This window comes from Paraburkholderia sp. GW821-FHT02A12 (assembly GCF_059422005.1).
Genome location: NZ_JBWKWA010000001.1, coordinates 942,472 through 956,892, shown reverse-complemented (window position 1 = coordinate 956,892; position 14,421 = coordinate 942,472). Strand labels below are relative to the sequence as shown.

Genomic DNA, 14,421 nt, shown 5'->3' with positions numbered 1-14,421 from the left:
ATTAGCGGTTTGAGCCGCTTTCTTTTGCCTACTTTTCTTTGCGCCGGCGCCCCGAAGGAAGTCCCCTTGGGGGACAAAGAAAAGTAGTTGCTCCCCCGCACAGGGGGAAAGCTAATAAACCACAAAGAAAACAAGGAAAGGCCAACGCCGCAGGCAACACAAACATAAGCGCCGCGAGGGCAAAAAAAATCAAGGCAGCACGAACATAAGCGCCGCGCAGGCAAAAAATCAAGGAAGACCAACGCCGTAGGCACACAGACAAATACCGCCGCCAAAGGCAAAAAGCAAACCCACAGGAATGATCAAAATGCTAGAAGTAGAAAACCTGAACCAATACTACGGCGGCAGCCACATCCTCCGGGATGTGAAGCTAACAGTCCCGGACGGGAAGCTGACCGTCCTCCTCGGCCGCAATGGCGTAGGCAAAACAACCTTGCTCAGGTGCCTGATGGGCGTAGTCCAAATCAAAAGCGGCTCAATCGCCTGGCGTGGCACGCCAATCACAAAACTCCCCACTTACTCGAGAGTAGAGCAAGGCCTGGCCTACGTCCCGCAAGGCCGCGACATCTTCCCCCGACTGACAGTCGAAGAAAACCTGCTGGTCGGCGCCGCCAGCAAAAAAGCACCCAAAAATATCCCGGACCGCATTTACGACCTCTTCCCCGTACTAAAAGACATGCGCACCCGCCGCGGCGGCGACCTCTCGGGCGGTCAACAGCAGCAGCTCGCAATAGGCCGGGCCCTCATGAGCGAGCCTCAATTGCTGATCCTCGATGAACCCACCGAAGGGATCCAGCCGTCGATCATCCAGGACATCGGCCGCACGCTGCGTCAACTGGTCGAAGAAATGGGCATGACCGTCCTGCTCGTCGAACAGTATTACGATTTCGCCAAAGAAATCGCCGATCGCTATTGGGTCATGAGCCGCGGTGAAATCATCGCGGGCGGCGAAGGCGCCAATATGGACACGGACGGCGTACGCGCCCTCATCGCCGTCTGACAAAGACGCCCGCCGCAGCGTGATATTCTCGCCGCATCACTACGGCAACGCGTCGGCCGCCGCTTGACGCGCGACGGCTCGCCCGGTCTCCATACGTCCATTCGCATGTCGCTTCACGAAAATCACGTCACGCTCGCCGCCGCACAAAACACGGCGCACTCGCAATGGCGCGCACGTCTCGAACTCGGCTTCGTCAAACACGGCGAGCGGACCACGCTCGCTCACCGGCGACATGACGGGCCGTTGCGCGTGCAGCGGCCGCTCTACCCGGAAGGCAATGCGATCTGTCATGCGGTGATCGTGCATCCGCCAGGCGGGATCGCGGGCGGCGATCAGCTCGATATCGATGTCGCGCTTGGTGCCGGCACGCATGCCGTCATTACGACGCCCGGCGCGACCAAGTGGTACAAGTCCAACGGACGCGCGGCGCAGCAGACTATCGATGTGCGAGTCGGCGCCCACGCCCGGCTCGACTGGCTGCCGCAGAACAATATCGTGTTCGATAGTGCGAACGCTCAGCTTGAATTCACGCTGACACTTGCTGAAGGCGCTACCGCGATTGGGTGGGATGCTACGCAGCTTGGACGGCAAGCAGCCGGTGAACGGTGGTCGGATGGCCAGCTACACGCTGTGTCGCGGATCGTCGACGCTGACGGTCAGTTGCTCTGGTTCGAACGCGCGAGTCTTGCAGCGGATGATCCGCTGCGGGATGCCGCGCAAGGGCTCGATGGGTTTCCCGCGTACGGGATGTTGTGGGCCGTCGGGCCCGCTTGCGACGATGCGCTTGCTGAGGCGCTGACTGCTCAACTCCCGTTTGACGATGCGCTGCGCGCCGGGGCTTCTTGTGTCAGTTCTGGGGTTTTGATTGTGCGCGCTGTTTCTCGTTCTATGGAAACGCTGCAGCGGGCTCTGACGCAATGCTGGCTTCAATTGCGGCCTGTCGTGCATGGGGTTGAGGCGGTGCCGCTGCGGATCTGGTCGACGTAGTTGGCTTGCTTGCCTGCGACGCTGGGTTTTCTCTATTTGCCTGCGGCGGTGGCCTTTCTTTTGTTATCGGACTATTAGCGTTGCCCCTGTGCGGGGCAACAACTATTTTGTAAAAAACCCGGTGCAAAAGCACTCAAACTGTTATCTGGCAAGGCTTTTAGCGATGTTTCGAGCATTGCAAATCAACGCTACCTCACACAACTAACCTGTCGCCCAGACGCACCATCAAAACTGTGCAGTCAGCTGAAAGCCGACCGTCACGCGAGCGGTGTCGAAGCCCGACGGCTTGTAGATGGGCGTGCCGGCGAACAGGTCGTACGCGAACGCGCCGTATTTCGCCGGCACGCTACCCCGCACACCGATCACCGCGCCGGCGAGTTGCGTCCCCGCCAGGAACGCGGTGTTCGGCCCGAACACATGGCCGTAGTCGATCCCGGCATAGAGCGACTGGCCGGTCTGGCCGATCGGCATCTGAAGTTCGTTGCGCCAGTAAAAACCTTTCTCGGCCGCAAGCAGTGATTCACCGTCGAAGCCGCGCACCGTGTAGCGGCTGCCGATCGTCAGGTCATCAATGTAGAACAGCGTGTCGTTGGTGAACTGGCCGTGAAAGGTCGTGACGTAACGCAACGGCTGGCTCGCGATGGCGAACGGCACCGACAGGTTCGCGTCGAGCACGACCATGTGAAAGTGGTACGTCGGACCGGTCGCGTACGGGTCCGGCGTCGCGCCGAATTCGTTGATGCCCTGCCGGTACGCGAGCGTGCCGTCGAACTGCGCACTGCCGAAATAGTGGCGGTTGGTCAGCCCTGCCTCGATGAACGTGTTGTTGCGCTTCTGCTGCGTGATTTCCGTGTCATCGATGAAGCTGTCACCGAAGCGCTTTGTCAGCTGGAATTCCACGCCCGACACGTCGTTCTGGCTGCGGTGGATCACACGTTGCAGCTTCAGGCCCGCAGTCTGTGAATTGCCGCTGGAGACGAACGTCTGGTTCACGCCCGCGATCTGCTGGTAGTAGGTATTCGTGTTGCCGAAGAGGGTTGCGGTCCAATAGCCCCACGGCACCGAGTACGAGCCGTTGAAGCCGTGCGAGCCGAGTCCCTTGTCATTGAACTCCAGGTCCTGGTTCGCGCCGATCGTGAAGATGTCGTTCAGCCCGAGCGGGCTGTCGATGCCGAGACTCAGGTTGCCCTGGAGCTTGCCGGTCGCGCGTGAGCCTGAATTGTCGATCGACGCGACGACACTCCAGGGCTTGGCGCGCTTGACCGTAATCACGACATCGCTTTCACCGGGCGAATCGGTCGGCTCGATCTTCATGTCCACGTCCTGGCTCGCGACGCGCTTCATCTGCTCCAGTCCCTGTTCGAGGTCACGCAGTTGCAGCAGGTCGCCGCTACGGGCCGGAAACGCGGTCTTCCACGTGCCGCGCGTCGCCGGATCGGCGAAGGCCAGTTGCCGGATCACGCCGGGCACCAGCGCGAGCTTCAGCGTACCGGATGACAGGTCCTGTTCGGGCAGCAGCACGCGGGTGGTGACGTAGCCTCGGCTGAGGATCGTCTGCTGCAATCCTTTCACGAGCACATCCAGTCCCTGCCTGCCGATGCACTCGCCGGTGTAGTAAGCGAGCCAGTCGCGGGCGAACGCGAACGGGTCAAGCGGCAGTGCCGAGGCACCTTTTGCACGCACGATATCGGGCAGGGTTTCCGGCGTTTCCAGCGCAAACGACCCGATGCGGAAGCAGGGTTGTTCAACGGGCAGGTCGGGCCATGTGCCGTCGTTCGGTGCCGTCGAGCGCACCACCGGTGCATTGACGGTTTTCGCGCGCGCCTGCGCATCGCGCTGCTGCTGCACCTGCTGGTTCTGCTCGGCGTTGGCGCGGGCCGCTGCGGCGGTGTCGGCGGGCGTCGGCGTCTGCTGCGCGTGAACAGCCTGACCCGCGAGCGAGGCAGAGGCTATCAACGGCAGAAGCGATAGCCTCTTGCTGATTTTCATTGTTGTTTTGATCCCTGATGCTGTTGGTAACGCGAGCGATACAAATTGCGCATCGCGCACCGTTACTTTTCTTCGTCATCCTTGACTTTGTAGCTGTCGCGGGCCTTTTTATATGAATTGTCAAAGGGTTTCAGACCAAGCGTGTGTGCCCGAGACGCGAAGCCTCCAATTGCCATCAGAACGAATCCGACTAGCAAAAGCGCAACCCATAACCATGATGCCCTCATATATTTAGTTGGCACAATTATCAGGAGGAGCCCGGCTAAATACAGAGCTATCCTGTACTTGCCCGAAATATTCCCATCCTCAATAAATTTTAGTTTCATAGTCATTTCCCGTTAACAACGCTCTGCCAGCGAGTATTAATTGCATTTTCAAGGGACGTGACGCTTGGAAGGTTAGGAAGCATATTTCCCACCTGCGTAACTATTGGCCCTATCAGGGGGTACCTATCCCCAAGTACATACGTCCCGTATCCTATGACTCCACCTTCGGCCAGATATTGCCCGACATTCGGGCTTAGTACCTGTTGAACGCCGCCGAGTACGAACGATGCTGCGCCAGTGGCAATTGAAAACACTGCGGCAGGATTAGAAATGTAGGGCTCCGCAGCTGTGCGTGAAGCAACGGCTGCCGCTGTTGCACTAACTACCCCAAGCTGTGACGAGGCAGTCCCAGCTGCATCAGCCAGTTGCTGCTGCGTCGGAGTCGCCCCGTTCGCAATTCCACAGTTTCCGTTCGGACAGATCGAGCCAGCGGATGTCCCCATCCGAATACCTTGTGGGCCATATTGCGGCTGCACTGATGTGGGGGTGTACGTCATCGCACTTGGCACCCCGCCCGGAGCAGCCGAGTTGTAGTTCGCCATGATGTACGCCTGCAATTGCGGATCGGTCTGCACGCCCGTCTGTGTCAGGATCGGCTGGCCGTTAGCCGTGGTTCCCGCATACGTCCATTGTGCGCCCGAATCCGTCGGCGTCTGGCTTCCGATCAGGGTAGCGGGAGCGCCTGACTCCGTCATGCCGTTCACGCTCACACCCATCAACCGCATCTGGTCTTCGATCTGCGCCGGCGTGTACTTGCCGCCGCTCTTGTCTGCAAGCTGTTTGGCGAGCGTCGCTTCCTCAGGGTGTAACTGCCGGTTGAAGCGGTCAACGTTGTAGCCCGAGAACGCACCTGCATTTCCGCCGACCGCCGCGCCCGCGCCCGTGGCAATCACATTCGCGACGATGTTACCCAGCGCTGTATTCATGTCCGCATTGCCCGTCGGATTCGAGCCCGCAATTGCCGTGCTCAGGTCGTTCAGGTTCCCCGCCGCGATAGAGGCCAGCCCCGCACCGGCCGCAGCGCCAAGCGCGTTGCCGCCTCCCAGTCCCGCCACGAGCGCGGCTCCCGCCGCCTGCATGAGCGCGCGGTTCAGGCTGCCTTCGGCCCAGCCCTGCGAATCCGCGTAATCGCCAATGCGTCGTGAGACTGCTTCGCCGGCCGCACTCGTCGCGCCCATCGTGTCCGCCTGCTGGTTCAGCAGGTTGCTCACGTCTGGCGTTTTCGCGACTGTGCCGTTCGTGTTCGACGTGTCGCGGTTCAGGCTCGCGAGGTCCTGCTGCTGGTTCGCCGTATCGGTGACGTTGATCGTGCCCGCGCTGATGCCGCTCTTCGTCGTCGCGCTGTCGCTGCCGCTTTCGTGCTGGCTGAGCAGCGGTGCCCCGCCGCCCGTATTCGTGCCCGACGTGGAACCTTGCGTGCTGTAGTTGTTGCCGCCATTGCCGACCGACGCCCCCGCGCTGAAGCCGCTGCTCGACGCGTTGTAGTTCGACGAGTTCTGGATATCGCTGAAGCTGAGCGTGCCGGTCGTCAGCGTGTTCTGCGACGCATCGGCTGCACTCGTGATCACCGCCCCCTTCAGGTCGGTGTTGCCCTTGACGGTGATATCAAAGCCGCCCGTGCCCGCCTGGATGCCGGCCTGTTCGTTCACGCCCGCGTAGTTGCCGCTGGCGTCGCCGTGCTGGCTGCTGAAGCTCGCGCTGCCGCCGCCCATGCTCACGCTGAAGCCGCCCCCCGAGCTTTCCTGATGCGCGCTGCTGGTCAGCGTGTCCTGCACGCTCGCGATGTTCAGGTTCCCGCCGATGGCGGCCGTGACCTGTTTGCCGCTCACGTCCGAGCCGATGATGTTGGTATCCCCGCCCGAAATGATCGTCACGCCGTTCGTCGCCGTGACGTGCGTGTTGTTCTGCATCGCGGCGTCGCTGTTCGCATTGCCGCCCGCTTTCGACATGGCCGCATCGACGCCCCAGCCGCCCGTGCCGTACGAGATGCCCACGCTCGCGCTGCTCGACTGGTTCGTGCTGCGCGTTGAATCCGTGTCGGTCGTATTGAGCAGGTTCACCTGGTTCGTCGCCGCCAGCAGTACGTCGTTTGCGCTGACGTTCGAACCGGCAATGGTCACGTTGCCGCTGCCCGGCGCGCCGTTGCCGCTTGCCACGAATGCCGCCGTGCCGCCCGCCGACACACTCGAACCCTTCTGCGTCGTCGAGTTTTCCGTAAAGGTGTTCGTCGAACTGCTCGATCCGTAGCTCAGTTCAACCTTCGCCTCGGGTTTCGTGCCGTTCGCCAGATCACCCGCGAGACCCGCCGCTGCCCCAGCCGCATCGATCGCGCCGCTGGCAGCCGCGATGCCATGCAGCGCCGCCGCGCGGCTGTCCTGACTCCGGCCAGCCGCCTTCGACTGCTGCACGGTGTTCGACAGCGCATCCAGCACCGGCGCCTTCACCGCCAGCGTGAAGCCGCTCTGTTTCACCACCTGTGTCTCATCGTGGTGCATCGTATCGGTCGCCGCATCGATCGTTACGTTCGCGCCGGTGCCGGTGATGTTCTGCGCGGCGACAAGCGCGCTGCCGGTCACATGCAGGTCGTTACCCGCCGCGATGGCCAGGCTGCCGTTCAGCGAGCCGATCGTGCTGCCGTTATTCGTCACCTGCGACGTGTTCGACGTGTCGGTCTGCGTCTTGCTGCCGTACGAAATGCCGATGCCGCCACTCGTACCAAAGCCGGACTCCTGTTTCTCGTAGTAGCTCGACGTGTTCTGCGTGTCCTGCGAGGTCGTGATCGTCACGTCACGCGCGGCACTCAGTGCCACATCGTTCGTGCCGACGATCGTGCTGCCCGCCACGTTGATATCGCGGCCACCCGCGATCATCACGCCATCCGCCGAAATCAGGCTGCCCTGGCTCAGCGTCGCCGTCTGGGCGATCCCGCTCGAAATCTCCGTACTGCTCGCCACGCCGCTGTGGCTGTGCGTTTCCTGCGAATTCAGCGTATGCGTTTCGGTTGCCGCGCCCACGTTCACATCGCCGACGGCCAGCAGGTTCGCGTTGCCCTTGTCGAGACTGATCGCACTGCCGCTGAGCGTAATGTCCTTGCCCGACGCGATGGTCAGCGTATCGCCGCTGTGCAGCGTCGTGCCCGTCAACGTCTGGTCGGACTGGTGCAGGCTCTCCGCATAGCTGCCGTGAGAGTCGCTGCCGGCACTGTTGCTGTTCACCGTCGAGGTCGCGCTCGCGGTTCCCAGCGACACGTTGCCGTTCACCGCGACCGTGCCGCCATCGCCCAGGTCGATCTGTGCGCCGCGCGCCGTCAGGTCGCCACCGACGCCAATCGCCGACACGCCGCCGACATTCACGGAACTGCCGGTCGCGCTGTTGATGTTCGTGTCCGACACGCCGTTCGCACGCTCGACCACCTTGTGCTCGCCAGTCTGCACCGAGCCGAGGTCCCAGTTGCCGCCAACGGCCATGCCGAGGTTGCCGCCAACGCTGAGGTTGCCCGCGTTCTGCTCGAAGTTGCCGCCCGTCACGATCACGGCATCACCCGTCACGTTCAGGCTGGCGACCGGACCCAGCGTCGTCGAGACACGTGTGGCGCCCGTGGCGCTCACCTGGTCCAGCGTGTTCGTTGCCGTATTCAGGAGCAGGTTGCCGCCCGCGTTCAACGCGAGGCTCCCGGCGCTCACCTTCGCCGAGGTCAGATTGACATCGCCCGTCGTCGTCAGCGACATCAGGCCGCCGCTTTTCAGCGCGCCGAACGCGTTGTCGATGGACTTGCCGTCAATCGTGAGCGAATTGCTGGCCTGCACCGTGCCGCTGTTCGTGAAGGTCTGCGTGTTCTGAAGATTGACGTCGGTCGCCGCGATGAGTGGCCCGTTCATGTTCTGCTGGCTGGCCTGCGCGAGATAGACGACCGGCACCAGCACGGATTGCCCATCCACCACTTCCGTCTGCATGATGATCACGTTGCTGGTGAGCGCGGCCACCTGCGCGGGCGACAGGCTCATGCCGAGCGGCAGGTCAAGTGACTGTGCCAGTCCCGCGCCCGCACCGAGCAGCGCCTCGTACATCGACTGGAGGTCCGTGTACGGGCCGAGTACGGCCTTGCCAGTCAGCGAGGTGATCTGGTTGCGGACCAGCTGCTGCTCATAGAAGCCGTCACCCAGGCGCTTTTCGGTCGTCTGCGGATTCAGCCCCAGCTGCTGGAGGTAGTAGTCGCTCGACAGGAAACTGCGCGCATTCGTAAAGGCCGGATTGGTCTCGATCAGGTACGTGGCGCCCGGCACCGAGGTCGGCTTGAACAACCCACCCTGGGGCACTGTCAGGTTGCTCACGACGTTGACCGCCGTGGCGCGCGCAATGACCGGATCAACCTGGGCCGCGCCGCCCTGGACCGATGTTGCCCCGGTCTTCGTGACGCCCGCGCTGCCCTGGACCGGCGTTGCCCCGGTCTTCGTGACGCCCGCGCTGCCGCTGACAGCGCCGACATTCACGCCACCCAGCGACTGGCCGGGCAGCAGGCCGAGCGACGGCAGCGAGGCGTTGCCGGCGGTATTGTCGATGCTCACGCCCGAGCCGGACAGGGTGCCGCCCGCGTCGAAACTCGATTCGTAGGCGGGCAGCGCGTAAGGACGGATGTCCGCCGGGGCCGCCTGGGTGTAGCCGCCCGGATGGGCCGTGACGAACCCGGCATCGCCGAATGGCAGCTGCCAGTTGTGTTCGGTATTGTCGTAGTTGTTGTAGTGATACTGGCCCGAGTAGGTCACCTGCACGCCGGGCGCGAGCTGCCCGCGCCAGCTGTTCTGGTCAAGCGTGGCGGGCAGTGCAATGTTGCCCACCGCCGCGACCTGGCTCCAGTAGTTCTGGAACAGGCCCACCGACGACGCATCGAGGTTGCCGCCCGCGATAATCTGCCCGGACGGACTGATGCCCGTAATCAGGTTCGCGAGCGCCACGCCCGTATAGGTCGTGTACTGGTAGCTGCTGTTCCACTGGCCGCCATGCGGCGGATCGATCGGCACGCCACCGATCATCGACGGGTCGCCCGTGGAACCCAGGACCTGCGGATTGCCGGGTCCGCACGCGGCCATGTAGGTGGCCGTGCACCCCGACAGGCTGATGCCGAGCTGCTCGATGAGCGCCGGATCGACCGGCGCACTGTAGGACCCCGTGGTCGTCATCACGCGCCGCGTGTTCGTGACCTGATCGGCGTGCAGTTCCATATCGCTGCCCGATTCGATCAGCGCGGACTGGTTGCGGATCAGCGCCGCGTTGGTGTAATTGCCGTTCGCATCCTTGCCACCGGCCAGCACGACCTTGCCCAGGCCGTAAATCGCCGTCTGCGCCTGCGTGTCCGTTGCGGTCGTATCGTCGCGGTTCTCGATGTCGTTCGCGAGCAGTTCGAGCGTGCCGTTACTGTCCGATGCACCGATCAGGGCAGTCGGCCCGACGTTCGACAACGTGCCGGTCGCCGCCAGCGACACGCTGGCGCCCACCATCACGCCCGTGTTCGTCAGGGTATTCGAGTGCGTTGCGAGCAGGCCACCCGCTGCAATCGTGCCCGAATTCTCGATGGTGCCCGCATCGATGCCGAGGTCGTTGATCGATAGCAGGCTCGCGGCATTGCTGAAGGTGCCGGGCAAGGTAAACGCCAGACGGTTGCCCGCGTTGAACTGGTAAGCGGGGGTCGCGCTGAAATCGCCCTGCAGCGTCAGCGACACGTTGTTGACCGCACTGTATGCACCGCCACCGTACAGCGTGCCGGCATTCACCGACAGGTCGTGCGTTGCGCCGATCCGGCCGTTCGTGTTCGTGAGCGCGCCCGTCGTCGTGATATCGACGTCACCGTTCGCGATATTGCCGATCTGGCCGCCGCTGTTGTCCAGCGTATCGCCCTGAAGCCTGAGATTCGCGCCGCCCAGCTGGCCGCCCTGGGTGTTGACAAGCGATGACGCACCCAGCGTCACATCCCCATTACCGGTGATGGTGCCCGCGCTGTTGATGATCGCGTTTGCACCTTGCACGCTCGTGGTACCGGTGCCGAGGTTACCGACCAAGCCTCCCGAGTTGTCCACCGACGCCGACTGGATATCGAGCGTACTGGCGTCATCCGATACCCGGGTGCCGGACTGAATCCGGCCATTCGCATTCGTCAGCACGCCGCCGTTGTGCAACCACAGGGACGACAGCGAGCGCATCAGCCCCTGCGAATTGTTCACGTTGCCCGCGACACTGGCCGTGATACCGCCCAGTGCCGCGAAGACTCCACCCGAATTGTTCAGGCCGCCCGCGCTGGCGACGATCTGGCCGGCACTGATGATATTGCCCGCGACGTTGCTGATCGTCCCCGCCCCGTTACCCGGGGCAAGCGTCAGGGTGCCCGTTCCGGCGTGCGTGATCGAGCCGCCGTCGTTAATGAGCGTCGCCGGCGCGAGCGTGAGATCGGTACTGTTGGTTTGCAGCGTGCCGCCCGCTGAATTGTCGAGCGTATTGCTGACATTGACCGTCATCGGCGACACGCCATACTGCGTGATCGTCCCGCCGTGGTTCACAAGGTCTGTCGCGGACAGCGCAAGCTGGTTCGTCTCGATGTCGCCGCCGCTGTTGTCGAGCGTGGTGCCGGTCGTCACACTCAGGTTCGGCGCAACGATGGCCCCGCCGTTGTTCGTCAGCGAGCCGGTGCTGATCGTTTCATTCGAGCCCGCGCCGATCTCGCCGCCATCGTTCGTCAGTGTGCCGCTGGCAAGCGCCAGGTCGGCATTCGACAGCAGCTTGCCGTTCGTATTGTCCAGCGCACCGCCGACCGTCGCCGTGAGCCCGGTCTGGCCCATGACGACGCCCGCCGTGTTGTTGAACGTACCGGTCCGGGCGACGACCGTCCCGTTGCTGGCGATGTTGCCGCCGGCATTCGACAGGGTGCCCGACCCGTTACCCGGCGCAAGCGTCAGGGTACCCGTGCCGGCGTGCGTGATCGTGCCGCTGTCGTTGATGAGCGTCGCCGGTGCGAGGGTGAGGTCCGTGCTGTTCGTCTGCAGCGTGCCGCCGCTGGAGTTGTCCAGGGTGTTGCTGACATTGACGGCCATCGGGGAGGCGCCATACTGCGTGATCGTCCCGCCGTGATTCAGAAGGTCTGTCGCGGACAGTGCGAGCTGGTTCGCTTCCACATCGCCGCCGCTGTTGTCCAGCGTATGGTCGATCGTCACTGCCAGATTCGGGGCGACGATCGAGCCGCCGCGATTCGTCAGCGAGCCGCCATGAATCGTCGCGGTCGAACCCGCGCCGAGCGTGCCGCCATCGTTCGTCAGCGTGCCGCCCGTCACGCTCAGGTCCGTATTCGACAGCAGCCTGCCGTTCGTATTGTCCAGCGCGCCGCCGACCGTCGCCGTGAGCCCGGTCTGGCCGATGACGGCGCCCGCCGTGTTGCTGAACGTACCGGTCCGGGCGACGACCCGCCCATTGCTGGCGATGTTGCCGCCGGCATTCGACAGGGTGCCCGACCCGTTACCCGGCGCAAGCGTCAGGGTGCCGGTGCCTGCGTGCGTGATCGTGCCGCCGTCGTTGATGAGCGTAGCCGGTGCAAGTGTGAGGTCCGTGCTGTTCGTCTGCAGCGTGCCGCCGTCCGCATTGTCGAGCGTGCCGGACACATCGACGGCCATCGCACCGGTCCCGGTCTGCGTGATGCTACCGCCGTGATTGACGAGGGTCGTCCCGTGTAGCGCGATCTGGTCGGCGCTGATCGCGCCAACGCTGTTGTCGAGCGTCGCGGCGCTGGCGGTGACCTTCTGTTCTGCCTCAATCGTGCCGCCCGCGTTGGTCAGCGTCGTGCCGGCCGACGCGGTGGTGTTGCCGTTCGCCGCGAGCGTGCCGCTATTCGCCAGCGACAGTGCCGCATTGGCGGCCAGGTTCTGCGCGGCGGTGATGGAGCCGGCGTTCACGATCTGTCCGGCCTGCGCCGTTACGTTGCCGTTGCCGCCGATGGTGCCGCCCTGGCCGTTATTGAGCAGGCCGGTGGTGGTCACGCCGAGGCCGTCGGCATTCAGCGACGCGATGTGTCCGCCCGTGTTGTCGAGACTGCCGGCGTAAGTCGTGAGCGCGCCCGCCGCCTGCATCGTGCCGCCCTGGTTCGACACCGCGCCCGCGACGTTCTCAGCCAGCGTGCCGCCCGACACGATCTGGCCGCTGCGGTTCGACAATGCGCCCGCTGCGATCGTCTGTGCACCGCCCGACGAGAGCGAACCGTGGTCGTTCGTCAGCGTGCCGGCTGCGCTGGCCGACAGCGTGCCGTCTGCGGTCGTCGTCGCGCCGGATGTGTTCAGGTCGCCGATTGTCGCTGTGAGGGCAAGCGTGCCGTTCGCGGAAGTCTGGCTACCAGCGAGATTGACCGAGCCACCTTGCAGCGCGGCGTTACCGCCCGCTGCGTTGCGGCCAGTCGCGGACACTGCGCCACTGCCGGTGACCGCCAGGTCGCCAGACTGCGCAATCGAGCCGTCGCTGTTGATCCCCGCGCCGAGCGTACCGGTCGAATTCACGCTGCCCGCGTTCACGGTCGTGTTCTGCTGTGCGGCGAGCGTGCCGCTGTTGTTCAGGTCACCCGCTGTGCTGGCAGAAACGGATTGCTGCGCATAGGTCGTGCCGCTATTATCGATGCCGTCGTGCGCCGACAGCGCCATGTTGCCGCTCGCGCTGGTACTGCCGGTGAGCACGAGCCGGCCCTGCGTGGTGAGCGTCAGGTCGCCCGCCTGCGCGGCAATCACGCCCCGGTTCGAAACCCCTACACCGAATTCGTTCGAGGCCAAAACGATACGGTTGGCGTACATGCCGCCCAGCTGGCTCACGTCAATCGAGATGGCCGGCGCCGGGCCATCACCGGCGATCGGCGTCGCCGTGAGCGTGTCGTGATCGACGTGGTTCGCGCCCGTCACGACGTTCAGCGTGTTCGCATACAGCTTTGCATTGGCCGCGACCGAGCGGGCGATCAGATCAACCTGATCGATATTCGACGCATTCAGCCCGTCGCCCTGCACGGTGATCTGCCCGCCGCGTACGTCGAAACCGGTCAGGCTGCCGTCCGGGCCGTAGTTCGGCGTGCCGGTCGTGAGGGTCGCGCGCGAGGTGTTGATGAACGAGCCACCATTGACCGAAATCCCCGACCCGTTGGCTATGACGACCTGGGCGCGCGCGCCCGCGACTTCGAGCGGCCCATTGATCTGGCTCGCGGCACTGCTGTTGACCTGGTTGACGATGATCCTGGCGTACTGGCCCGCCGCGAAGTTAGGATTGCCGTTGATCTGCCCGGCAAGCTGCGTGCCGGTGATGACCGGCGAGTTGTTCAGGATCGCGCCGGGCTTCTGTACGTCGAACTGTGAATACGTATTGATCGAGACGCCAGCCCCCGAAGGCCGGGCCACGTTCACCTGCGGCAGACCATTCGGTGTCTGGATGACACTCGCGCCGGAACCCGGTGCAGCGACAATCTGCGCGTAACTGGTCGCCGGCCTGAGCGCGGGGACGGCACCGAGCAGGAGCATGGCCGCGAGAGCAGCATGCCGCAGCGCGAATCGCGTGATGGGTGTGCGCCGATACGAGCCGCCTGCGCACGTGGTTTCTCCCGATGCTGCCTTGCCGTTACCTGTTGCGGTCTCCTCGACGGCAACCAGCATCCCTCGTAGCCGGCTGAAAACCAGCCGGAAACTGTTGGTATTCATTTGCTCTTTTTTTCGTTGTTCGCACAACGGATTATTGTAAGTAAGCTGAATGGTATCGAAAGGCAACAGCAACCAACGAGTCAAACGTAGTCGCGCGACAACGCTTTGTACAAATCGGATTTATCTGATTGCGGGGCAAAAGAAGCTCAAACCGCTAATTCTGAAGCGGGCACCTCGGTCAATCAGCAGTAGTGGAAACCTGCCGGACCACACCGAGGTCCACCAGTGCCTGTGACAAAGCAGTCATCCACCCCTTCTCGCGCTGCGCGCTCGCCGGCAAGGTCCATCCCAAACCACTCGCTGTCTTTCACCGTCGTAAGCCCACGCGCGCACCATGTTGACGCGCAAGAATGCTCGCTTGCGGTGCATCGCCCCATCAACTCCCCGCTCCGCCCCGCTGCACCGGCATGGCACACAC

Annotated in this window: 5 protein-coding genes; 2 read left to right on the top strand and 3 right to left on the bottom strand. The window is 63.5% G+C overall.

Features of this window, described 5'->3' with window-relative positions; translation table 11 throughout:
- The first annotated feature begins 307 nt into the window (after window positions 1-307).
- Both urtE and AC07WT_RS04290 read left to right on the top strand, forming a co-directional pair.
- Entirely contained in the window at window positions 308-1,000 is a 693-nt protein-coding gene (urtE, locus tag AC07WT_RS04295) for an urea ABC transporter ATP-binding subunit UrtE (RefSeq protein WP_494946173.1), read from the top strand.
- Between the two features lie 105 nt (window positions 1,001-1,105).
- Window positions 1,106-1,987: an urease accessory protein UreD gene (locus AC07WT_RS04290; RefSeq protein WP_494946172.1), complete on the top strand. Its 882-nt coding sequence runs from the start codon at window positions 1,106-1,108 to the stop codon at window positions 1,985-1,987.
- 225 nt (window positions 1,988-2,212) lie between these two features.
- On the opposite strand, the gene AC07WT_RS04285 is transcribed toward AC07WT_RS04290, so the two are convergent.
- The 3 genes from AC07WT_RS04285 to AC07WT_RS04275 form a co-directional block, all read right to left on the bottom strand.
- Entirely contained in the window at window positions 2,213-3,976 is a 1,764-nt protein-coding gene (locus AC07WT_RS04285; protein ID WP_494946171.1) for a ShlB/FhaC/HecB family hemolysin secretion/activation protein, read from the bottom strand.
- A 62-nt stretch (window positions 3,977-4,038) separates the two neighbouring features.
- A complete protein-coding gene (locus tag AC07WT_RS04280) occupies window positions 4,039-4,302 on the bottom strand; it encodes a hypothetical protein (RefSeq protein WP_494946170.1) in 264 nt (87 codons plus the stop codon).
- Window positions 4,303-4,304: 2 nt separating this feature from the next.
- Window positions 4,305-14,003, bottom strand: a complete 9,699-nt coding sequence (locus AC07WT_RS04275; protein WP_494946169.1) for a two-partner secretion domain-containing protein — start codon at window positions 14,001-14,003, stop codon at window positions 4,305-4,307.
- Window positions 14,004-14,421 lie beyond the last annotated feature (418 nt).

What these genes read in the sequence shown, in the direction of transcription:
- AC07WT_RS04275 (WP_494946169.1), bottom strand. Translation starts at nt 14,003, where the DNA reads ATGAATACCAACAGTTTCCGGCTGGTTTTCAGCCGGCTACGAGGGATG.
- AC07WT_RS04285 (WP_494946171.1), bottom strand. Translation starts at nt 3,976, where the DNA reads ATGAAAATCAGCAAGAGGCTATCGCTTCTGCCGTTGATAGCCTCTGCC.
- AC07WT_RS04290 (WP_494946172.1), top strand. Translation starts at nt 1,106, where the DNA reads ATGTCGCTTCACGAAAATCACGTCACGCTCGCCGCCGCACAAAACACG.
- urtE (WP_494946173.1), top strand. Translation starts at nt 308, where the DNA reads ATGCTAGAAGTAGAAAACCTGAACCAATACTACGGCGGCAGCCACATC.
- AC07WT_RS04280 (WP_494946170.1), bottom strand. Translation starts at nt 4,302, where the DNA reads ATGAAACTAAAATTTATTGAGGATGGGAATATTTCGGGCAAGTACAGG.